Raw genomic sequence first — 21869 nt, 5'->3', positions numbered from 1 at the left:
GTCGCGCAACCTGCACAGGAACAACAGCATGCACCACGTGTTTCGGATCCATTTGAATAAAGATTGGATGCATCAGCCAGCTAATCCTTTAAAATTAGGTCGATTATAACCCTCTCTTTTTAAAAAGAATTCACCGATATGCGCGCCTCACGATTTTTTATTTCAACGCTCAAAGAAGCGCCCTCCGACGCCGAGATCGTCAGCCATAAGCTGATGATGCGCGCCGGGATGATCAAGCGACTCGGCTCCGGCATCTACACGTACATGCCGCTGGGCCTGCGCGTCATTCGCAAGGTCGAGGGCATCATCCGCGAAGAGATGAACAAGGCGGGCGCGATCGAACTCTTGATGCCGCTGGTGCAGCCGGCCGAGCTGTGGCAGGAGACGGGCCGCTGGGACAAGATGGGGCCGGAACTGCTGCGCCTCAAGGATCGCCACGGCCGCGACTTCGCGCTGCAGCCGACCTCGGAAGAAGTCGTGACCGACGTCGTGCGTACCGAAGTCAAGTCGTACCGCCAGCTGCCGTTGAATTTTTATCACATCCAGACCAAGTTCCGCGACGAGCGCCGTCCCCGCTTCGGCCTGATGCGCGGCCGCGAGTTCACGATGAAGGACGCCTATTCCTTCGACCGCGACGTCGAAGGCATGCAGAAGTCCTACGAGACGATGTTCAACGCCTACGTCAGCATCTTCAACCGCTTCGGCCTGACGTTCCGCGCGGTGGCGGCCGACAACGGCGCCATCGGCGGCACGGGCTCGCACGAATTCCACGTCATCGCCAGCACCGGCGAGGACGCGCTGGTCTACTGCCCGAACTCGGACTTCGCGGCCAACATGGAAGCGGCCGAGGCGCTGCCGCTGATCGCCCAGCGCGGCGCCGCGACGCAGCCGCTGACGAAGGTCTCCACGCCGAAGACCACCAAGTGCGAAGACGTGGCCAAGCTGCTCGGCATCGGCCTGGACCAGACCGTCAAGTCGATCGCGCTGACGGTCGAGAAGGACGTCGACGGCAGGCAGGTCAGGGAAAACTGGCTGCTGCTGCTGCGCGGCGACCATGAACTGAACGAAGTCAAGGTCACGAAAGTGCCGGGCCTGAAGGACTTCCGCTTCGCCAGCGAAGCCGAGATCCAGGAAGCCTACGGCACCGTGCCGGGCTACCTCGGCCCCATCGGTACGAAGCAGCCGGTCAACATCGTGGCCGACCGCACCGTCGCCAACATGGCCGATTTCGTGTGCGGCGCGAACGAAGCCGACTACCACCTGACCGGCGCCAACTGGGGCCGCGACGTGGCCGAGCCGGTCGTCGCCGACCTGCGCAACGTGGTCGAAGGCGATGCGTCGCCGGACGGCAAGGGCACCCTCGCGATCGAGCGCGGCATCGAAGTGGGCCACGTGTTCCAGCTGGGTACCGCGTACTCCGCCGCGATGAATTGCGTCTACCTGGACGAGAAAGGCCAGCCGGCGCCGATGCAGATGGGTTGCTACGGTATCGGCGTGACCCGCATCCTGGGCGCCGCCATCGAACAGAACTTCGACGACAAGGGCATCATCTGGCCGGACGCCATCGCGCCGTTCGAGCTGGTGCTGTGCCCGATGGGCTATGACCGCAGCGATCTGGTGAAGCTTGAGACCGATCGCCTGTATGCCGAGCTGCAGGCGGCCGGCGTGGACGTCATCGTCGACGACCGCGGCCTGCGTCCGGGCGCCATGTTCGCCGACTGGGAACTGGTCGGCGTGCCCCACCGTGTCGTGATCGGCGAGCGTGGCCTCAAGGAAGGCAACCTGGAATACCAGGGCCGCCGCGATGCCGAGGCGACCGCCGTTCCTGCCGCGGACATGCTCGGCTTCATCAAGGGCAAGCTGGGCAAGTGATGGCGCGACGGTTGATCAGCCGGGCAGCAGCCCGGCTCGGCCCGGTCTTGCTCGCCGCTGCACTGATGAGCAGCGGCGCGGCGCAGGCCGGCAACCAGAAAGAGGAAGCGTTGGGGGACGCGGTCCGTCTTGCACTGGAAAACGCCATTCGCGACGGCCGGCCGCCCAAGCCGGTCTTCCGCGACGAGGTCGCGCGCGTCCGTTACCAGCAGTGGTTCGACGCGATGTCGGCGCGCCTCAAGCGCCGCCTGCCGGACGATCAGACGCGCACGGAATTCCTCGAAATCGCGTGGTACGAAGCGACGCGCGCGGGCCTCGATCCGGGGCTCGTGCTGGGCCTGATCCAGGTCGAGTCGGCGTACCGCAAGTACGCCGTGTCGATGGTCGGCGCGCGCGGCTACATGCAGGTGATGCCGTTCTGGACGAAGGTGATCGGCGACTCGAACCGCCGCGCGCTGTTCGACATGCAGACGAATCTGCGCTACGGCTGCTCGATCCTGCGCATGTACATCGACATGGAAGGGGGCAATCTGTACCTCGCCCTCGGTCGCTACAACGGCAGCCGCGGCAAGCCCGAGTATCCGAATGCGGTGCTGGCGGCGTGGAAGAACTGGGAGTTCAAGCAGGACGTGATGGTGTCCAGCCGCTGATTTTTCTCAGCCTACGCCCGAATCTCCTCGATCAGCTGCTGCGCGTGGCGTGGCAAGCCCTCGAAGCTGCGCATGCACAGCGACAGCTGGCGCACCGCCCACGCGTCGGCCAGCTCCAGCACGGCGAGGTCCATCGTGCGCGCACAGCGCCGCGCGGCCGGTTCGGACACCAGGCCGATCCCGACCCCGCTCTCCACCATCCGGCACACGGCGTCGAAGCTGCGCAGGCGCACCCGCGCGCGCAAGGTGCGGCCCGCGCGTTCGGCCAGCTGCGTCAGATAGCGGAACAGGGCGCTGTCGCCCGTCAGCGTGACGTGGTCGAAATCCACGAGCCGCGCGAACGTCACCGCCTGTCCCTCCTGCGTGACGAGCGTGCGCGCCAATGCCGGCTGCGCGACCGCGACGATGCGGTCGGTGCAGAACGGGAAGGTCTCCAGGCCGGACAGGTCGACCGTGTCGGCCACGATGCCGAGGTCCGCACCGCCTTCGCGCACGGCGCGCGCGATGTCGCTGGAGGTGCGTTCTTCGAGGTCGATGTCGACGTCCGGATGGCGCGCCATGAAGCCGGCCAGCCGCTCCGGCAGGTACTCCGACAGCGCCGCCGTATTGCACAGCAGCCGCACCTGGCCCTTGAGGCCCGCCGCGTGCTCGCCCAGTTCCGCGCGCAGGCGCGCCAACTGCTGGAACACGAGGCGGGCGTGGCGCTGCAGGGCGAGGCCCGCTGCCGTCGGCTGCACGCCGCGCCGGCCGCGCACGAGCAGGGGTACGCCCAGCGTCTCTTCCATGTGCTGGATGCGTTCGCTCGCGGACGCCAGCGCCAGGTGCGCGCGCCGGCTGCCGGCCGTGATGCTGCCGGCATCCAGCACGTGCAGGAACAGCTGCAGGTCGACCAGGTCGAATCTCATGTCGGAGGTCATGTAAAGCAAAAAGCCCCGGCTCGCCGGGGCTTTTCGTATGGGGCCATGGGGCAGCCAGCCAGATGTTCTTATTTGAGGTGATCCGAGATCAGCTTGGTCATTTCGAACATCGACACCTGCGCCTTGCCACCGAAGACGGCTTTCAGCTTGTCGTCGGCGTTGATCATGCGGCGGTTGGCCGCGTCCTGCAGGTTTTGCGCCTTGATGTAGTCCCAGACTTTCTTGGTCACTTCCGTGCGCGGCAGCGGTTTCGCGCCGACGACGGCGGCCAGCGTTGCGGACGGGGTCATCTCTTTCATGAAAGCGGCGTTGGGCTTGCGTGCCGCGGCAGGCTTCTTTGCTGCTGCGGTTGCTTTCGGTGCTGCTGCTTTGGCAGGAGCTGCTGCCTTTTTAGCGGCCGCCGCCGGCTTGGCGCTCGGCTTCGCCACTGGCGAAGCCGAGCCTTTCTTCGCGGGCGCTGCGGTGGTTTTTTTGGCTGTTGCCATCTTCGAGCCTCCTAAACGGAACACATGGAAATTTGCGCTTGAGCGCACCCGGCTTATATTGGTAGGGTTTTAGTGTTCGTGCAAGTCTTTTTCGAAATTTTTTCACTCTTACAAGCCCTAAAACAGCCCGTTGTGTTACCCGGACCTCCCTAGAGCGAAAAAACAGGCCTCCCAAGCACAAAAAAGCCGTGCGGGACGGTGGTCGCGCACGGCGTCGTTGGGGCGGATCAAGGATCAGCGCATACCAGGCATCATGCCCTTCATCCCGCGCATCATCTTCATCAGGCCGCCGCCCTTGAGCTTCTTCATCATCGTGTTCATCTGATCGTACTGGGTCAGCATGCGGTTCACTTCCTGCACCTGCACGCCGGCGCCGGCCGCGATGCGGCGCTTGCGGTTGGCCTTGATCAGTTCCGGCTTGGCGCGTTCCGCCGGCGTCATCGAATCGATGATGCCGCACATGCGGCGCACCTGTTTCTCGGCCTGGTCCATGTTGGCGCCGTTTGCGGCCTGCTGGAACTGGGCCGGCAGCTTGTCGAGCAGGCCGGCCATGCCGCCCATCTTCTTCATTTGCGCGAGCTGGGCGCGGAAGTCGTTCATGTCGAACTTGCCGCCCGACTTGATCTTGTTGGCCATGTCGGCCGCGGCCTTCATGTCCACGCCCTTGCGCGCTTCCTCGACCAGCGCGAGGATGTCGCCCATGCCCAGCACGCGGTTGGCCATGCGGGCCGGATCGAACGCTTCCAGGCCGTCCAGCTTTTCCGACACGCCCGCGAACTTGATCGGCTTGCCCGTCACGTGGCGCACGGACAGCGCCGCGCCGCCGCGCGAGTCGCCGTCGAGTTTCGTCAGGATCACGCCGGTCAGCGGCAGCGCGTCGTTGAAGGCTTTCGCGGTGTTGATCGCGTCCTGGCCGACCATGGCGTCGACGACGAACAGCGTCTCGATCGGATTCGCGGCCGCGTGCACGGCGGCGATCTCCTGCATCATCGCCTCGTCGATGGCCAGGCGGCCGGCCGTGTCGATGATGACGACGTCGTGATAGTGCTTCTTCGCCCAGTCGATCGCGTTCTTCGCGATGTCGACCGGCTTGTCGCTGGCGGTGGACGGGAAGAAGTCGGCGCCGACCTGCTTCGTCACCGATTCCAGCTGCGCGATCGCGGCGGGGCGGTAGACGTCGGCGGAGACGGTCAGGACCTTTTTCTTCTTTTCTTCCTTGAGGTACTTGGCGAGCTTGCCGGTGGTGGTCGTTTTACCGACACCCTGTAGGCCGGCCATCAGGATCACGGCCGGCGGCTGCTGCGCGAACGACAGCTGCGACGCGTCCGGACCGAGGTCGGCGCCCATCAGCGCGCCCAGTTCCTTCTGCACGACGCCGACGAGGGCCTGGCCCGGCGACAGGGAGCCGATGACTTCCTCGCCCAGGGCCTTTTCCTTCACTTTGGCGATGAATTCGCGCACGGCCGGCAGCGCGACGTCGGCCTCGAGCAGGGCCAGGCGCACTTCGCGCAGCATCTCGGCGGTGTTGGCCTCGGTGAGGCGGGCCTCGCCACGCATCGTCTTGACGACCTTGGCAAGGCGTTGTGTCAGGTTATCCAGCATGTTCTACCTTTTGTACTGATATATATAAGCGGCGGGCGCGCAACACGCCATTTTACCGCATGTCGGGGCGGGTTTTTCCCCGTCAAGACCCGAATTCAGCCATTCGCAAGCGGCATAGTCAACGATTCGATTTGATTCTTGGTAAAACCTGATTGGACGGTTTGACAATGTATTGCTTCGAGTTTATGTTCCAGAGGCGTCACGCAGTTCATTCCAATAAAAGTTCTACCCCAATCGGAGAGACAGGCAATGAAAGCACACGTGTTCGGCAAGACCCTCGCCATCGCCGCGCTGCTGGCCGCGAGCGGCGCCCAGGCGCAGGACGTGGTCCGCCTCGGCAACCTCAAGTTCGCGCACTACGGCGCGGTGTCATACATCAAGGAGATCGCGCCCAAGTGCGGGATCAAGGTCGAGGAGCGCATCTTCGCGAAGGGCCTGGACGTGATGCAGGCCATCATCGCGGGTGAACTCGACGTCGGCACGACGGCGTCCGAGGCCGCGATCTCGGGCCGCGCCGGCGGTGCGCCGATCTACGTCGTGGCCGGCTTCGCGAAGGGCGGCGCCCGGCTCGTCGCGCGCGCGGATGCCAACGTCAAGGCCGTGAAGGACCTGAAGGGCAAGAAGGTGGGCGTGACGCGCGGCGGCATCCAGGAAGTGCTCCTGATGGCCGAGTTGCAAAAGGCCGGCCTCAGTGCCGACCCGGCGCCCGGCAAGGACGTGCAGATCGTCTACCTGGCATACGCCGACCTCAACCAGGCGCTGCTGGGCAAGAACATCGACGCCATGATGCAGTCCGAACCCCAGTCGTCGCAGGCGATCAACAAGGGCTTCGGCGTCGAGGTCCTGAAACCGTACGACACGCCGATCGGCGAACCGGTGCGGACGATGGTCATGACGGAAAAGTTCTACAACACGAAGCGCCCCGTGGCGGAGAAATTCATGCGCTGCTTCGTCATGGCCACGAGCGCCTTCATCCGCGACCGCGCGCTGGCCGAGAAATACGTGCGCGAAGTCGTGTTCAAGGGCCAGATCACGAAGGACGATTTCGACGACGCGATCAGCAATTCGCCCTATACCTACGACATCACGCCGGAGCACATCCAGACCACGGCCGACATCATGTTCAAGACGGGCGTCGGCCGGATGGCCAAGCCGCCGGTGGCGAAGGACTGGGTCAAGACCGATTTGCTGGATGAGGCGAAGAAGAGCCTGAACATCAAGTAAATCAAACCACGCAAGGAGCGGAGATGCTGAAACGCAGGTGGCAGGACATCGCGATCGGCCTGGTCGTGCCGATCGTCGCGATCGCGATCTGGCAGTGGGTGGCGAGCATGGGATGGGTCAACGAGCATGTCCTGCCGTCCCCGCTGCAGGTCTGGCACAAGTGGATCGCGTACCTGCTGCCGCTGCAGGACTACCCGGCCTGGCACGAGGCCAACGGCGGCGGGCGGCTGGCGTGGATGGTCTCCGGCGAATTGATCACCGACGCCATCGGCAGCATGTACCGCGTGATCGTCGGCTTCCTCGTCGGCGCCGCGCTGGCGCTGCCGATCGGCCTCGCCATGGGCGCGAGCCGCATCGCGCATGCCTGGCTGAATCCGTTGTTCCAGCTGCTGCGCCCGATTCCGCCGATCGCCTACATCCCGATGTCGATGCTGTGGTTCGGCCTCGGGAACCCGCCGGCCTTCTTCCTGATCGCGCTGGGCGCCTTCTTTCCCGTGCTGATGAACACCATCGCGGGCGTGCGCCAGGTCGACGGCATTTATTTGCGCGCGGCGCGCAACCTGGGCGCGAGCGGGACGACGCTGTTCCTGCGCGTGATCCTGCCGGCGGCCGTGCCGTACATCCTGACCGGCATGCGCATCGGCATCGGCACGGCGTTCATCGTCGTGATCGTGGCCGAGATGATCGCCGTGAACAACGGCCTCGGTTTCCGCATCTCGGAGGCGCGCGAGTACTTCTGGTCGGACAAGATCATCGCCGGCATGATCACGATCGGCCTGCTCGGTCTCGCCATCGACGTCGGCATGAATAAACTGAACAACCATCTGCTGCGCTGGCACCGCGGCCTGGAGCACTGACCATGACCGCACACATCGTGATTGACCATGTCAGTAAAGTGTTCGACGGGGACGGCCGGCGCATGGTCGCGCTGCAGGACATCTCGCTGGAGATCCCGCACGGCCAGTTCGTCTGCCTGCTGGGACCGTCCGGCTGCGGCAAGTCGACCCTGCTGAACGCCGTCGCCGGTTTCGCGCCGCCGACGACCGGCCGCGTGCTGGCCGACGGCGTGCCGGTCGCCGGGCCCGGGCCGGAGCGGGGCATGGTGTTCCAGGAATATGCGCTGTTCCCGTGGATGACGGTGGAGCAGAACGTCGGCTTCGGCCTGGAGATCAAGGGCATGGCGCGCGCGCAGATCGCGGCGCGCGTGGGCGGGCTGTTGAAACTCCTGTCGCTGGAGGATTTCGCCAAACGCTATCCGAAGGACCTGTCCGGCGGCATGCGCCAGCGCGTGGCGATCGCGCGCGTGCTGGCGCTGGATTCGCCGATCCTGCTGATGGACGAACCGTTCGGCGCGCTCGACGCCCTCACGCGGCGCAACCTGCAGGACGAGCTGCTGCGCCTGTGGGCGGAACTGAAGAAGACCGTCATCTTCGTCACGCACAGCATCGAGGAAGCGATCTATCTCGCCGACCGCATCGTCGTGATGACGTATCGGCCGGGCACGATCAAGCGCGACCTCCTGGTCGACCTGCCGCGCCTGCGCGATCCGGCGGCGCCCGAGTTCAATGCGCTCAAGCGCGAACTGGGGCTGATGGTGATGGAGGAGCAGCAGCGGCATCATGATGCCGAAATCAAGGCGGCGGCCGTCGATTAGCCCGCTCGTCGTTCCCGCGAAAGCGGGAATCCATGCAGAGTTTTAGGAATCGCGACATTGAAATGCCGGCGCGACTTCGGTAACTCAGTATGGGTTCCCGCCTTCGCGGGAACGACGGTATGTAGTGCCCGGTTATCCCTTTGACAACCCAACCTTCCCCCATCGGATGGTGTAGACTCGCGCGTATGCAACTCACCCTATTCATCGCCGCGGCAATCCTGTACGCGGTATGTGCCCTGCTGCCGTCGCGGCAGGGCTCGGCCATTTCGGCCGTGACCGCCGTCGCCTGGGCCGTGCACGGTGCCGCGCTGTGGCCGGATATCGTGTCGAACGGCACGCTGCGTGTCGGCTTCGCATTCATGCTGTCGGCGGCCCTGTGGATTTCCGTCGCCGCCTACTGGATCGAAAACCGCAATTTCGCGCTGGACGGCATGCGCCGCATGGTCATGCCGTGCGCCGCCGTCGCGGCGATCCTGCCGCCGCTGTTCCCCGGCAACCTGATGCCCGTGCAGGACCAGTCGCCCGCGTTCGGCTGGCACGTCGCGGTTGCCGTGTCCGCGTACAGCACGCTCACGATCGCCGCCTTCCATGCCGTGCTGATGGCGCTGCAGGAGGCGCGTCTGCACACGAAGAGCGCGAAGAAGGGCTGGTTTACCGGCGCGCTCGACCAGCTGCCGGCGCTGCTGACGATGGAGCGGCTGCTGTTCCGCATGATCGGCATCGGTTTCGTCCTGCTCAGTTTGACCGTTCTGTCGGGCATCGTGTTCTCCGAACAGCTGTTCGGCCGCGCGCTGCGTTGGGACCACAAGAACTTTTTCGCGCTGCTGTCGTGGGTGCTGTTCGCCGCGCTGCTGGCCGGACGCCGCTGGCGCGGCTGGCGCGGCAAGACCGCGCTGCGCTTCACGCTGGCGGGATTCGCCACGCTGGCGCTGGCTTACGTCGGCAGCCGGTTCGTTTTCGAAGTCGTTCTGCACCGGGGGTTCGTATGACGCGACTGCTTTTCTGGATTGCGCTCGTCATCCTCGTGGTGGCCGCCATCCGCAGCAAACTGCGCGCCGCGATGACGCGCGCACAAGGCCCGGCCACCGGCACCGGGCCGGCACCGGCGTCCGCCGGCGGGGACACGAAGGCCTGGAGCCGCGTCGAGGACCAATCCGAGACGATGCTGTGCTGCGCCCATTGCGGCATCTATTTCCCGGCGTCGGAAGCCGTGCGGGCCGATGGCCGCGACTATTGCGGCACGGCGCACGCGCGCGAGGCGCACCAGCAGGCCCGGTAAGCCGCCGCATGGCGAGCCGGCTTTCCCTTTCCGCCGAGTCGCGCTCGACGTTCTGGCGCTCCCTGCAAACGCTCACGGTCACGCGCATCGTGATCGCGTTCGTGCTGCTGCTGTACCTGTCGATCGACGTGCGGCGCGGCCGCGTCGACGGCACCGCGTATGCCGAGACGTGCATCGCCTACGTGCTGGCCGCGCTGATGTTCGCGGTCGTCGCCCAGCGCTGGCGGCGGCGCTTCCTGTGGCAGTTGTCGGCCCAGGTCCTCGTCGACATCGTCGCGATCTCGCTGCTGTACCTCGCCGCCGGCGGCATGCGCAGCGGCCTCGCGCTGCTGTACCTGTTCCCGCTCGCGGGCGCCGCGATCCTCGCGCCGCTGGTGCTGGCCCTGTTCTCGGCCGCGCTGGCCACGCTGTTCGTGCTGGGCGAGAGTACCTGGGGGATCTTCATGCGCGCGGACGACCCGCCGCTGACCCAGGCCGGGCTCACCGGCGCCGCATTCTTCGCGGTGGTGCTGGTGGTGAACCGCCTGGCCGCGCGTCTCATCAAGCAGGAAGAGCTGGCCGCGCGGCACGGCGCCGACCTGCGCATCCAGCAGGCGATCTACCGCATCGTCGTCGACGACGTGGACGACGGCATCCTCGTGCTGGGGCGCGACGGCACCGTCTTCGGCGGCAATCCGGCGGCGCGCCGCATGCTCGGGCTGGAGACGCAGCCGGGCGAGGACGGCAACACGTTTCGATTGACCGACCTGGCGGCGCTGGAACCCGTGGCGCAGCGCTTCACGGACTGGGTCGGCCGCTGCATGGACGCGCCGGCGGCGGCGACCGGCGGCTTCGTCACCGTCAAGCGCTGGCACGAGACGGACGGCCCGGTGTGCGGCCGCCTCGACCAGCCGGTGCACCTGAAGCTGCGCTTCGCGCGCGTGGACACGCCGCAGGGCACGGCCGAACGCAGCCTCGTCTTCCTGCAGGACGTGAGCGCCATCGAAAACCAGGCGCAGCAACTCAAGCTCGCATCGATGGGACGCCTGACGGCCAGTATCGCGCACGAGGTGCGGAATCCCCTGTCGGCAATCGGCCACGCGACGTCGCTGCTCGCGGAAGACCTGCACGGTCCGGCGGAAACGCGCCTGCTGCGCATCGTGAACGACAACGTGGCGCGCGTGAACCGCATGGTCGAGGACATCCTGAAACTGTCGCGCAAGGTGCAGCCGAACGGCACGCCGGTCGCGCTGGACGACTTCCTGCCCGAGCTGCGCGCCGAGTTCACGGAAATGCACGGCATGGCCGGTGATATAGTGTGGGTGGGCGATGCGGGCGGCCGGTCCGTGCGTTTCGACGGCCTGCACCTGCGCGAAGTGCTCGTGAACCTGCTCGGCAACGCGATCCGCTACGCGAGCGGCAAGCCGGCCAGCATCCGCGTGGTCCCCGTGCTCGACGCGACGGGACGCATGGAATTGCACGTGCAGGACGACGGTCCGGGCATTACGCCGGAAGTGCGGGCGCATTTGTTCGAACCGTTCTACACGACGTCGAGCAAGGGCACGGGCCTCGGCCTGTACCTGGCGCGCGAGCTGTGCCTGAACAACGGCGCGATGCTCGACTACGAATACCGCACCGAGGACGTGCGGCCCGGCGCGGGCACCGGCGGCACGGGTGAGGCCAGCGGCCGCTTCGTGATCACGTTCGGTGCAACTATCTAATGTCACGGAAAGAAGGCATGAGCTCACCCCGCATCCTGGTGGTCGACGACGAACCCGACCTGCGCGAGCTGCTCGAGATCACCCTGCTCAAGATGGGGCTCGACGTCGACAGCGCCGCGACCGTCCGCGAGGCGCGTGCGCTGCTGGGGCAGAAGCCCTATGCGCTGGTGCTGACCGACATGCGCCTGCCCGACGGCCTCGGGCTGGAACTGGTGCGCGAAGTCGCTGTCCATCATAAGAGCACGCCCATCGCCGTGATCACCGCGTATGGCAGCGCCGAGAATGCCGTCGTCGCGCTGAAAGCCGGGGCGTTCGACTACGTGTCGAAGCCCGTCGTGCTGGACGATTTGCGCGCCATGGTGCGCGCGGCCTTGAAACTGTCCGACCCCGCGGCGGCGCCGGCCGCCAGCCAGGCCGGAGACACGTCGCGCCTGGTCGGCCAATCGCCCGCGATGCAGGCGCTGCGCACGCAGATCGCGCGGCTGGCCCGCTCGCAGGCGCCGATCGCGATCAACGGCGAATCCGGCAGCGGCAAGGAACTGGCCGCGCGCGCGATCCACGCCCAGAGCGCGCGCGCCGGCAAGCCGTTCGTCGCCGTGAACTGCGGCGCGATCCCCGAGGCGCTGATGGAGGCCGAGTTCTTCGGCTACCGCAAGGGCGCGTTCACGGGCGCGAACGACGAGCGCGACGGCTTCTTCCAGGCGGCCAACGGCGGCACGCTGATGCTCGACGAGGTGGCGGACCTGCCGCTCGCGATGCAGGTCAAACTGCTGCGCGCGATCCAGGAGCGGCGCGTGCGCAAGATCGGCGCGACGGTCGAGGAACCGGTCGACGTGCGCATCATCAGCGCCACGCACAAGGATCTCGCCAGATGCGTGGAAAACGGCAGCTTCCGCCAGGACCTGTTCTATCGCCTGAACGTTATCGAGCTCACGTTGCCGCCGCTGCGCGAACGGCTGGACGATTTGCCGCTGCTGGTGGACGCCATCCTCGCGCGCCTGGCCGGGCCGGGCGGGGCGCGACTGGGGCCCGGCGTGCTGGACGCACTGCGCGGCTACGCGTTCCCGGGCAATGTGCGCGAGCTGGAAAACGTGCTGGAACGCGCGCTCGCGTTTGCCGACGACGGCGTGATCGAAGTGGGCGACCTGCTGCTGAAAGGGGCGAAGCTGGGCGATGCGGCCGTCGTGCCGCAGCCGCCGCAGACGCCGGTGAGCGTGGCACCGGGGCCGACAGCGGCGCTAGAGCAGGCCGCGCCGCCGCCGCCGCTCGCGCACGACGCGCTGCCGAGCAACCTGCCGGACTACCTGAGCCAGGTCGAGCGCGACATCATCCTGCGCGCGCTGAACCAGACCCAGTTCAACCGCACGCAGGCCGCGAGCCTGCTCGGTATCAGCGTCCGGCAGCTGCGCTACCAGATGCAGAAACTGGATATCCACGCGCCGGAGCCCTGAGTCAAGAACTGTGAAGCGCGTGGTCTTTTCGCCAACGCAGCAACGCCAAACGGGCCGATTTTGCACGATTAATAAGCACACGAATTCGCGCTACAAATTCAATGTTAGCGCTTACTTCGCCGTGGAGGCTTCAAGTATCGGCACTGATCGATGTCAAGAAAAAAATCTTACTGACAGAGCTCATAAAAATCGCGTACATCGACTACAATTAGGTCTGTAAGGCCGTTGTCTACTACATCTAGTGGTCAACGGCCTTAATGCCGAACAGGCTGAGTAGGAGCGCGACGCTTTTTTTCTCAACATTGCCGCTCCTATTTTTTATCGGCAGAAAGTTATCGAGTTGCCAATTTTGATGAGTTGGCAGCGTTCCCTGGATTCACTCCGAGGGGTCCATATCTACCTAATTCGTAAAGGCGGTGGCAGTCTGTGACGCCAATGCTGGGAGGCTCAATGCAAACATCTTCGGACATTTCCATCAATACCGTCGCGGCAGCTACGACGGCCGGCAAGAGCGCGGACGAACTGGTCGCGGGCAGCGACTACCGCATCATCCGCCGTAACGGCGCCGTGGTGCCGTTCGCGCCGAGCAAGATCGCCGTCGCGATGACCAAGGCGTTCCTGGCCGTCAATGGCGAGCAGGGCCGCGAGTCGGCACGCATCCGCGAGCTGGTCGCGCAACTGACGAACAACGTGGTCGCGGCGCTCGTGCGCCGCCAGCCGAACGGCGGTACCTTCCACATCGAGGATGTGCAGGACCAGGTGGAACTGTCCCTGATGCGCTCGGGCGAGCATGACGTCGCGCGCGAATACGTGCTGTACCGCGCCAAGCGCATGGAAGAGCGCCGCGCCGCCAAGGAAGCCGCCGGCACGACGCAAATCGCCGCCCCGCAGATCCACGTGGTCGACGGCGGCGCGCGCCGCCTGCTGGACATGAACGAAGTGTCGTCCCTGATCGACGCCGCCTGCGCCGGCCTGGAAAAGCACGTCGACGCCGACGCCATCCTGGCCGAGACGGTCAAGAACCTGTACGACGGCGTGCCCGTCGAGGAACTGCACAAGTCGGCCGTGCTGGCCGCGCGCGCGCTGATGGAAAAGGATCCGGCCTACAGCCAGGTCACCGCGCGCATCCTGCTGCACTCGATCCGCAAGGAGATCTTCGGCAAGGAGGTGCCGCAAGCCGGCGCCGCCGCCGAATACGTCACCTACTTCCCGCAATACATCGCCAAGGGCATAGCCGCCGAGCTGCTGGACGAGGAACTGGGCAAGTTCGACCTGCAGAAGCTGGCCAAGGCCATCGTCGCCGACCGCGACCTGCAATTCGGCTACATCGGCCTGCAGACCCTGTACGACCGCTACTTCCTGCATATCCGCGAAACCCGCATCGAGATGCCGCAGGCCTTCTACATGCGCGTCGCGATGGGCCTCGCGCTGCGTGAAGAGAACCGCGAAGCGCGCGCCGTCGAGTTCTACAACCTGCTGTCGACGTTCGACTTCATGAGCTCGACCCCGACCCTGTTCAACTCGGGCACCCGCCGCTCGCAGCTGTCGTCGTGCTACCTGACCACCGTCGCCGACGACCTGGAAGGCATCTACGACGCCATCAAGGAAAACGCGCTGCTGTCGAAATTCGCCGGTGGCCTGGGCAACGACTGGACCCCGGTGCGTGCGCTCGGCTCGCGCATCAAGGGCACGAACGGCAAGTCGCAGGGCGTCGTGCCGTTCCTGAAGGTCGCCAACGACACCGCCGTCGCCGTCAACCAGGGCGGCAAGCGCAAGGGCGCCGTCTGCGCCTACCTGGAAACGTGGCACCTGGACATCGAGGAATTCCTCGACCTGCGCAAGAACACGGGCGACGACCGCCGCCGCACGCACGACATGAACACCGCGAACTGGATTCCGGACCTGTTCATGAAGCGCGTGATGGAAAAGGGCGAATGGACCCTGTTCTCGCCGTCGGAAGCCCCGGACCTGCACGACAAGGTCGGCCGCGCATTCGAGGAAGCCTACCTGAAGTACGAGGAAAAGGCGGCCCGCGGCGAGATGACCGTGCACAAGAAGATCCAGGCGCTCGACCTGTGGCGCAAGATGCTGTCGATGCTGTTCGAAACGGGCCACCCGTGGATCACGTTCAAGGATCCGTGCAACATCCGCTCGCCGCAGCAGCACGTGGGCGTCGTGCACTCGTCGAACCTGTGCACCGAGATCACGCTGAACACGAACGAAGACGAAATCGCCGTCTGCAACCTGGGTTCCGTGAACCTGCCGGCCCACATGAAGGGCGACGGGCTGGACGTGGTCAAGCTGCAGAAGACCATCCGCACGGCGATGCGCATGCTCGACAACGTCATCGACATCAACTACTACGCCGTCGACAAGGCGAAGAACTCGAACCTGCGCCACCGTCCGGTCGGCCTGGGCATCATGGGCTTCCAGGACTGCCTGCACATGATGCGCGTGCCGTTCGCGTCGGATAAAGCCGTGGAATTCGCCGACCGCTCGATGGAAGCCGTCTGCTACTACGCCTACCTGGCGTCGACCGAGCTGGCCGAGGAACGCGGCCGCTACCAGTCGTACGAAGGTTCGCTGTGGGACCGCGGCATCCTGCCGCAGGACTCGATCAAGCTGCTGGCCGAAGAGCGCGGCGGCTACCTCGAGCAGGACACGTCGGAATCGATGGACTGGAGCCTGGTGCGTAGCCGCATCAAGCAGTTCGGCATGCGTAACTCGAACTGCGTGGCGATCGCCCCGACCGCGACCATCTCGAACATCATCGGCGTCTCCGCCTGCATCGAGCCGACGTTCCAGAACCTGTACGTGAAGTCGAACCTGTCGGGCGAGTTCACCGAGATCAATGCCTGCCTGGTGCGCGACCTGAAGGCGCGCGGCCTGTGGGATGAGGTCATGATCAACGACCTGAAATACTTCGACGGCTCGCTGTCGCGCATCGACCGCGTCCCGCAAGACCTGCGCGACATCTACGCCACGGCGTTCGAAGTCGAGCCGAAGTGGCTGGTGGAAGCCGCGTCGCGCCGCCAGAAATGGATCGACCAGGCCCAGTCGCTGAACATCTACATGGCCGGCGCCTCCGGCAAGAAGCTGGACGAGACCTATAAGCTGGCCTGGCTGCGCGGCCTGAAGACGACCTACTACCTGCGCACGATCGCCGCGACGCACATGGAGAAGTCGACCACCCGTACCGGCGCGCTGAACGCCGTGGCGGTCGATGGCGGCCTGTCCGGCGGGGCAGCCGCACCGGCAGCACCGGCACCGGTCGCCGCAGCAGCTCCGGACGTCGTGGACGGCGCGGCCTGCTATCTGCGGCCGGGCGATGCGGGCTTCGACGAGTGCGAGGCTTGCCAATAAGCTGCCAGTAAATAGATCAGAACCTTAACGTAACCACGCATCGCCCGGGCTCCCGGGCGATGCCGCTAAAAGAATTCAAGAAGGAAAAATATCATGGCTCTCTCCTGGGACGATGAACCGGCCGCCGCACCGGCCGCGGTTGCTAACCTTGCTGCCGTCAATCCTGAAGCCAGCGCCGCCGACGTCGCCAAGCGCGTGAATGCGGACGACAAGCGCATCATCAACGCCAAGACCGACGTCAACCAGCTGGTCCCGTTCAAATATAAATGGGCGTGGGATAAATATCTGGCCGGCTGCGCGAACCACTGGATGCCGCAGGAAGTGAACATGCAGCGCGACATCGAACTGTGGAAGAACCCGAACGGCCTGACCGAAGACGAGCGCCGCATCGTCAAGCGCAACCTGGGCTTCTTCGTGACCGCCGACTCGCTGGCCGCCAACAACATCGTGCTGGGCACCTACCGCCACATCACGGCGCCGGAATGCCGCCAGTACCTGCTGCGCCAGGCGTTCGAGGAAGCGATCCATACCCACGCCTACCAGTACATCGTGGAATCGCTGGGCCTGGACGAGAAGGAAATCTTCAACGCCTACAACGAGATCCCGTCGATCCGCGACAAGGACCAGTTCCTGATCCCGTTCATCGAAGTCATCAACGATCCGACGTTCCACACCGGCACGCTGGAAAACGACCAGAAGCTGCTGCGCTCGATCATCGTGTTTGCTTGCCTGATGGAAGGCCTGTTCTTCTACGTCGGCTTCACGCAGATCCTGGCGCTGGGCCGCCAGAACAAGATGACGGGTGCCGCCGAGCAGTACCAGTACATCCTGCGCGACGAATCGATGCACTGCAACTTCGGCATCGACCTGATCAACACGATCAAGATGGAAAACCCGCAGCTGTGGACGCCGGAATTCCGCGAAGAGATCAAGCAGCTGTTCCTGCAGGCCGTCGACCTGGAATACCGCTACGCCGAAGACACGATGCCGCGCGGCGTGCTGGGCCTGAACGCAGCCATGTTCAAGGGCTACCTGCGCTTCATCGCGAACCGCCGCGCCGTCCAGATCGGCCTCGACGCGCTGTTCCCGAACGAGGAAAACCCGTTCCCGTGGATGAGCGAGATGATCGACCTGAAGAAGGAACGCAACTTCTTCGAGACGCGCGTGACCGAGTACCAGACCGGTGGGGCGTTGAACTGGGATTGATTCCTGCAGCGCTCACGTGACGAAGCCCGCCGATCGGCGGGCTTTTTTATTTGGGCTGTCGTGTGCTGCATTCTGTAAATCGATCGGCATGAACTCGGCATAATGATTCGGAATTGCTGCCGCGATTATTCACGCATTCCGGCTTTTTTATATTTCACGAATTATCTCAAAATACGTCATTTTAATGTCGAAAAGGAAAATAAATATGATTCTGTGCAATGGATATTAATTCAGGATTATTCTGGAAAATCAAGGGCTTAGAAAATGGATAGAATATTTGCCCGAATCGAATCGTGCGCATGGACAGTCTCTATTGATTCGAAATAACATATATGGTTGTGTCGGTTTCTCCACTCAATATACCGACTTATCCGACCGTGCCTGGCAAGGAAGTTTTGCATGAACCTCAAGGATCTCATTGAAGCATTTGCCGGCCTCTCCGAGGCGAATCGCCCCATCCGTTTACGACTGTCTCAAGAGCGGCAAGTGCTCGATGATGTCCTGCTGGTCAAGCGTGTCACCGGCAATGAAGCGATGTGTGGCGGCCTGGAATACCGGCTCCTGTGCGTATCGACGCATGCCGGCTTGCCCCTCAAGGAATTCATCACACTGCCCGTCGAACTCCAGTTCGTGACGGACCGCGGCGATGTGCGCGCCGTCTGCGGCATCGTGGCACAAGCGGCAGCGGGCCAGAGCGACGGTGGCCTGGCGACGTACGAACTGGTGGTGCGCGATGCTCTGGCGTTGATGGAGCACCGGACCAATACCCGCGTCTTCCGGAACCGGAACGAACTGGATATCACGGAGGTCATTCTCGACGAGTGGCGCCAGAATAATCCGGTGCTGGCAAAAGCGTTCGACGTCGATTGGTCGCATATCATCAACACTTATCCGGCCCGCGAATTCACCATGCAGCACAACGAATCCGATGCCGACTTCTTGCGGCGTTTGTGGAAACGGCGCGGCATCGCATGGTGCATGCGCCCCGGACGGGCGAGCCAGGCGCACGACCAGGAAACGCCGGTCCATTCTCTCGTGCTGTTCGACGACGCCTTCACGCTGCCGCAGAATGCCGCCGGGACGGTGCGTTATCACCGCGACGCCGGTACGGAAAAAGGCGACACAGTCATCACCTGGAATGCCGTGCGCACGCTCAAACCGGGCAATGTCTCACGCCAGAGTTGGGATTACCTGCAATCCCGTCCGATGACGAGCAATACGTCGTCGCGCATCGACCAGGGGAAAACGGGTAACCAGTTCGCAGCCAGCCTGGACGACTATCTGATCGACATGCCGCATGCGGGCGAGGACGGTGACGATTACCGCAAGCTCGGCGAATTGCGCATGAAGCGCCACGAATACGAATCCAAATGCTTTTATGGCGAAGGCAGCGTACGCGCGCTTTGCGTCGGCGAATGGGTCGCTTTGACCGGGCATCCCGAGATCGATACACATCCCGAGAACGAACGCGAATTCGTCGTGACCCGGCTCGAGGTCGAGGCGGAAAACAATCTGCCCAAGACCATCGACGACCAGGTCCGGCGGCTGTTTGCCCTCAGCCGCTGGGATGACGGACCTTCTGCCGACGCGCTGCAGCAAGCCAGTATGGAGCGCGGCATGCGTTACACGAACCGTTTTTCGTGCGTACGCCGAGGCATTCCGATCGTACCCGCGTTCGATCCCCGGGCCGATTTGCCGCGACCGCGCCTGCAAAGCGCGCGCGTCGTCGGGCCGGCGGGCGAAGAGGTGCATTGCGACGAACATGGCAGGGTCAAGGTGCGCTTTCCTGGCACCCGGCCGGAAGACCACGGCCATGCGCAGGACGCCGGTGCCAGTGACAGCGACCGCGACTCCGCCTGGGTCCGCGTGGCGAGCACGTGGGCCAGTAACCAATGGGGTACCATCACGCTGCCTCGGGTCGGCGACGAAGTCATCGTCGATTTCCTGGGCGGCGACCCCGACAAGCCGATCATCGTGGCGCAAGTGTATGGCGGCACGGCGCCGCCGCCGTCGTTCACCCACACGGGCACGCTGCCCGGCAATAAATACCTTGCCGGGATCAAGAGCAAGGAAGTGCAGGGGACCCGCTACAACCAGCTGCGGCTGGACGATACGCCGGGCGAGATCAACGCGCAGCTGTCTTCGGAGCACGGTCACAGCGAGCTCAATCTGGGTTGGCTCACGCATCCTCGCAGCGAGGGCAAAGGCGAGGCACGCGGCGAAGGCGCGGAACTGCGCAGCGACCATGCCGTCGCGGTGCGCGGTGCCAAGGGTGTCCTGATCAGTGCCGACGCCCGTACGCAAGCCGGCGGCAAGCAACTCGATCGCGCCGAACTGGTCGGCTTGATGGAAGTGCTGCATGGCGTGCAACGCCAGCTGTCCGAACTGTCGTCGACGCATCACGCGGATGACACGGACGATCACGAACTGAAGCAATTGCTCGGTCACCTGAAACAATGGGAAGCGGGCACCAATACCGCGAGCGGCATCACGGACGGAGGCGGCCAGCCTGTCGTCGCACTGTCCGCACCGGCCGGCATGGCGATGGCGAGCCAGAACAATATCGCGCTCGGCGCGCAGACGCACGTCGATGTGGTCAGCGTCGGCAATACCCAGTTCTCCGTCGGCAAGCGGCTACTGGCGCGCGTCTCGGAAAGCATCAGCCTGTTCGCGCATCGCCTGGGCATCAAGCTGATCGCCGCCAGCGGCAAGCTGGAACTGCAGACGCATGGCGACGATATCGAACTCACGTCGGCGAAGCGCATCGTGCTGACGGCCGCCGACGAGATCGTGCTGCAGGCGCCGAAGGTGCGATTCGTGGCGCAGGGTGCGCAGGTGGACATCGGCGGCGGCGCCATCACGCAGCAGAGCAGCGGGGCGCACACCATCAAGTCGTCGACGTTCGCGCACGTGGGGCCGGGAGGCGGCGCGCCGCCCGGTGTCGAACTTCCCGTCAGTACGCTGAAAACGGACGAACGATTCGTGCTCGCCCGCCGCGGCAGCGGACGCCCGCACGCCAATCAACGCTACCGGATCGACCTGGACGACGGCCGCACCATCGAAGGCGTCACCGATCAGAACGGACATACCGAACTGGCACAGGACATGGCGCTGAAGATCGCGCGCCTGACCCTTTTGAAAGAGTAATGGAAGAGTAACCCATGAGTGATACCGATACCGCTACCCGCCTGGTCGGCACCGGCTGGGACGAACACGGCAACGATACCGCGCAGTCTGTCCTTACGGGTACCAATCTGAAGGTTCGTGCGTTGTGCCTGACGACGCCGGATCTTGTCGTACCTATTTTGTTCGTGCCGGGCATTATGGGGACACGTCTCAAAGTGAAGAACAGAGATGCATCAGCGTGGTTTCCCCCGGAGAGTACTTGGGAAGGCCTCGTCACCGTGCTCAAGCATCTCAATAAGTCAGCCGCTGACCGGCAAAAACTGCTTGATCCAAACAATACCGAAGTGGACGCTGACGGCCCAGCGCACCCGGATGAGTCCAGCAAGGCACTGTTGGCTATTGCTCCTGGCTCGACTGACGCCGAACGCGCCAAATGGCGAGGCTGGGGACAGTTGTACGGAAAGAGCTATGGGGGGATTCTTTCGTTGCTCGAGAAGTGCCTCGCACTTATTTTTGATCCGGCCACCCAAGGCAAACAGCTTACCGCGACATGGAAAACACTGGTGATGGACCAGCAGGATCCAGCGAAACTCGGTGCGCAGAAACCATTCACGCCGTTGCAGGAAGAACATTTGCGTGATGCCGCCGACGTTCTTTATCCGGTACATGCCGTCGGCTATAACTGGCTTCGAAGTAATAAAGAATCCGGCGAACACTTAGCGCAGGAAATTGAACGCATTACTGGTCATTATCGGAGTAAGGGAAAAATCTGCGACAAAGTTATAATCGTTACGCATAGCATGGGTGGCCTCGTTGGACGAGCATGTGCACAAATTCCCGGTGTGGCAGATCGTATCCTAGGTATTGTGCATGGCGTCATGCCAGCGATCGGTGCGCCCGCGACATATAAACGTATTCGGGCCGGTTTTGAGGGGGTAGAGCAAGTCTTGCTAGGGAGAAATGGGGCCGAGTGTACGGCAGTTATGGCCAATGCACCGGGGCCATTGGAGTTGTTGCCTACTGCACAGTATAAAACGCAAACTGATAAAGGGCCAAGACATTGGCTTCGCGCAAGCTATGCAATGGTAAATATGCAAGGGATTTCGGAAGAGGTTGATACCTTGCTCGGCGATGAAGATCCTTATGGAGAAATTTACTTAAATAATACTGAAAGCTGGTGGAGGTTGGTAAAGGAAGAGATGATCGACCCGGCAGGGAGGAGGGAAAAAGAAGAGGCTAAGTGTCGAGTCCCGTTTGATCGTAGACGCGTTTGATGAATAGTTCCGGCCGCTTCTTCTGCCATTCCTTGAGTGCCAGGACGGGCGTTTTGGCGTCAAGTG

At 63.8% G+C, this 21869-nt stretch carries 16 protein-coding genes and 1 pseudogene; 13 read left to right on the top strand and 4 right to left on the bottom strand.

Going from position 1 to position 21869, the window contains the following annotated elements:
- Positions 1-138: 138 nt before the first annotated feature.
- Both ASD28_RS03820 and ASD28_RS03815 read left to right on the top strand, forming a co-directional pair.
- Positions 139-1872 (top strand): proline--tRNA ligase, encoded by a 1734-nt coding sequence (locus tag ASD28_RS03820; RefSeq protein WP_056124263.1) that lies wholly within the window; start codon positions 139-141, stop codon positions 1870-1872.
- Positions 1872-2522, top strand: coding sequence for a lytic transglycosylase domain-containing protein (locus ASD28_RS03815; RefSeq protein WP_056124260.1), 651 nt, complete (start codon positions 1872-1874; stop codon positions 2520-2522). The genes ASD28_RS03820 and ASD28_RS03815 overlap by 1 nt, the downstream gene beginning before the upstream one ends.
- Before the next feature lie 11 nt (positions 2523-2533).
- Here ASD28_RS03815 and ASD28_RS03810 read toward each other — a convergent pair whose 3' ends face one another.
- The 3 genes from ASD28_RS03810 to ffh form a co-directional block, all read right to left on the bottom strand.
- Positions 2534-3427: a LysR substrate-binding domain-containing protein gene (locus tag ASD28_RS03810; RefSeq protein ID WP_056124257.1), complete on the bottom strand. Its 894-nt coding sequence runs from the start codon at positions 3425-3427 to the stop codon at positions 2534-2536.
- Positions 3428-3507: 80 nt separating this feature from the next.
- Positions 3508-3924, bottom strand: coding sequence for an SWIB/MDM2 domain-containing protein (locus tag ASD28_RS30830; protein ID WP_082577110.1), 417 nt, complete (start codon positions 3922-3924; stop codon positions 3508-3510).
- Positions 3925-4158: 234 nt separating this feature from the next.
- Positions 4159-5526 carry a signal recognition particle protein gene (ffh, locus tag ASD28_RS03795; protein WP_056124251.1) on the bottom strand — a complete coding sequence of 456 codons (1368 nt, stop codon included), beginning with the start codon at positions 5524-5526 and terminating at the stop codon, positions 4159-4161.
- 249 nt (positions 5527-5775) lie between these two features.
- On the opposite strand from ffh, the gene ASD28_RS03790 reads away from it, so the two are divergent.
- The 11 genes from ASD28_RS03790 to ASD28_RS30825 all read left to right on the top strand — a co-directional run bounded on the left by ASD28_RS03790 (position 5776) and on the right by ASD28_RS30825 (position 21803).
- The gene (locus ASD28_RS03790) at positions 5776-6750 is read left to right on the top strand and encodes an ABC transporter substrate-binding protein (RefSeq protein ID WP_056124248.1); all 975 of its coding nucleotides are present in this window, start codon (positions 5776-5778) and stop codon (positions 6748-6750) included.
- A gap of 23 nt (positions 6751-6773) precedes the next feature.
- On the top strand, positions 6774-7607 hold the full coding sequence (locus tag ASD28_RS03785; RefSeq protein ID WP_056124244.1) for an ABC transporter permease: 834 nt from the start codon (positions 6774-6776) through the stop codon (positions 7605-7607).
- Between the two features lie 2 nt (positions 7608-7609).
- Positions 7610-8404 (top strand): ABC transporter ATP-binding protein, encoded by a 795-nt coding sequence (locus ASD28_RS03780; protein WP_056124241.1) that lies wholly within the window; start codon positions 7610-7612, stop codon positions 8402-8404.
- A gap of 185 nt (positions 8405-8589) precedes the next feature.
- Positions 8590-9393 carry an inner membrane protein YpjD gene (locus ASD28_RS03775; protein WP_056124239.1) on the top strand — a complete coding sequence of 268 codons (804 nt, stop codon included), beginning with the start codon at positions 8590-8592 and terminating at the stop codon, positions 9391-9393.
- A complete protein-coding gene (locus tag ASD28_RS03770) occupies positions 9390-9683 on the top strand; it encodes a PP0621 family protein (RefSeq protein WP_056124235.1) in 294 nt (97 codons plus the stop codon). Before ASD28_RS03775 ends, ASD28_RS03770 begins: the two co-directional genes overlap by 4 nt.
- Before the next feature lie 8 nt (positions 9684-9691).
- Complete coding sequence (locus ASD28_RS03765) at positions 9692-11383, top strand: nitrogen regulation protein NR(II) (protein ID WP_056124232.1); 1692 nt, start codon at positions 9692-9694, stop codon at positions 11381-11383.
- 17 nt (positions 11384-11400) lie between these two features.
- Positions 11401-12834, top strand: a complete 1434-nt coding sequence (locus tag ASD28_RS03760) for a sigma-54 dependent transcriptional regulator (RefSeq protein WP_056124229.1) — start codon at positions 11401-11403, stop codon at positions 12832-12834.
- 450 nt (positions 12835-13284) lie between these two features.
- Positions 13285-16197 carry a ribonucleoside-diphosphate reductase subunit alpha gene (locus ASD28_RS03755; protein ID WP_056124226.1) on the top strand — a complete coding sequence of 971 codons (2913 nt, stop codon included), beginning with the start codon at positions 13285-13287 and terminating at the stop codon, positions 16195-16197.
- Positions 16198-16290: 93 nt separating this feature from the next.
- Positions 16291-17403 (top strand): ribonucleotide-diphosphate reductase subunit beta, encoded by a 1113-nt coding sequence (locus tag ASD28_RS03750; RefSeq protein WP_056124223.1) that lies wholly within the window; start codon positions 16291-16293, stop codon positions 17401-17403.
- Between the two features lie 399 nt (positions 17404-17802).
- Positions 17803-20550: a type VI secretion system Vgr family protein gene (locus tag ASD28_RS03745; protein WP_056124218.1), complete on the top strand. Its 2748-nt coding sequence runs from the start codon at positions 17803-17805 to the stop codon at positions 20548-20550.
- A 14-nt stretch (positions 20551-20564) separates the two neighbouring features.
- Entirely contained in the window at positions 20565-21803 is a 1239-nt protein-coding gene (locus ASD28_RS30825) for a hypothetical protein (RefSeq protein ID WP_082579097.1), read from the top strand.
- Here the strand turns inward: ASD28_RS30825 and ASD28_RS31605 are convergent.
- Positions 21766-21869: pseudogene (locus ASD28_RS31605) on the bottom strand (IS481 family transposase); the annotation flags it as partial. The gene ASD28_RS30825 and the pseudogene ASD28_RS31605 sit on opposite strands and share 38 nt — an antisense overlap.

It is taken from the genome of Massilia sp. Root133 (assembly GCF_001426525.1).
Taxonomy (GTDB): Bacteria; Pseudomonadota; Gammaproteobacteria; order Burkholderiales; family Burkholderiaceae_D; genus Telluria; species Telluria orientalis.
This window is presented reverse-complemented; position numbering and strand designations above follow the sequence as displayed.

Coding starts and splice junctions, on each gene's coding strand:
- ASD28_RS03770 (WP_056124235.1), top strand. CDS start 9,390: ATGACGCGACTGCTTTTCTGGATTGCGCTCGTCATCCTCGTGGTGGCC.
- ASD28_RS30825 (WP_082579097.1), top strand. CDS start 20,565: ATGAGTGATACCGATACCGCTACCCGCCTGGTCGGCACCGGCTGGGAC.
- ASD28_RS03820 (WP_056124263.1), top strand. CDS start 139: ATGCGCGCCTCACGATTTTTTATTTCAACGCTCAAAGAAGCGCCCTCC.
- ASD28_RS30830 (WP_082577110.1), bottom strand. CDS start 3,924: ATGGCAACAGCCAAAAAAACCACCGCAGCGCCCGCGAAGAAAGGCTCG.
- ASD28_RS03755 (WP_056124226.1), top strand. CDS start 13,285: ATGCAAACATCTTCGGACATTTCCATCAATACCGTCGCGGCAGCTACG.
- ASD28_RS03765 (WP_056124232.1), top strand. CDS start 9,692: ATGGCGAGCCGGCTTTCCCTTTCCGCCGAGTCGCGCTCGACGTTCTGG.
- ASD28_RS03760 (WP_056124229.1), top strand. CDS start 11,401: ATGAGCTCACCCCGCATCCTGGTGGTCGACGACGAACCCGACCTGCGC.
- ASD28_RS03780 (WP_056124241.1), top strand. CDS start 7,610: ATGACCGCACACATCGTGATTGACCATGTCAGTAAAGTGTTCGACGGG.
- ASD28_RS03815 (WP_056124260.1), top strand. CDS start 1,872: ATGGCGCGACGGTTGATCAGCCGGGCAGCAGCCCGGCTCGGCCCGGTC.
- ASD28_RS03785 (WP_056124244.1), top strand. CDS start 6,774: ATGCTGAAACGCAGGTGGCAGGACATCGCGATCGGCCTGGTCGTGCCG.
- ASD28_RS03775 (WP_056124239.1), top strand. CDS start 8,590: ATGCAACTCACCCTATTCATCGCCGCGGCAATCCTGTACGCGGTATGT.
- ASD28_RS03810 (WP_056124257.1), bottom strand. CDS start 3,427: ATGAGATTCGACCTGGTCGACCTGCAGCTGTTCCTGCACGTGCTGGAT.
- ASD28_RS03790 (WP_056124248.1), top strand. CDS start 5,776: ATGAAAGCACACGTGTTCGGCAAGACCCTCGCCATCGCCGCGCTGCTG.
- ffh (WP_056124251.1), bottom strand. CDS start 5,526: ATGCTGGATAACCTGACACAACGCCTTGCCAAGGTCGTCAAGACGATG.
- ASD28_RS03745 (WP_056124218.1), top strand. CDS start 17,803: ATGAACCTCAAGGATCTCATTGAAGCATTTGCCGGCCTCTCCGAGGCG.
- ASD28_RS03750 (WP_056124223.1), top strand. CDS start 16,291: ATGGCTCTCTCCTGGGACGATGAACCGGCCGCCGCACCGGCCGCGGTT.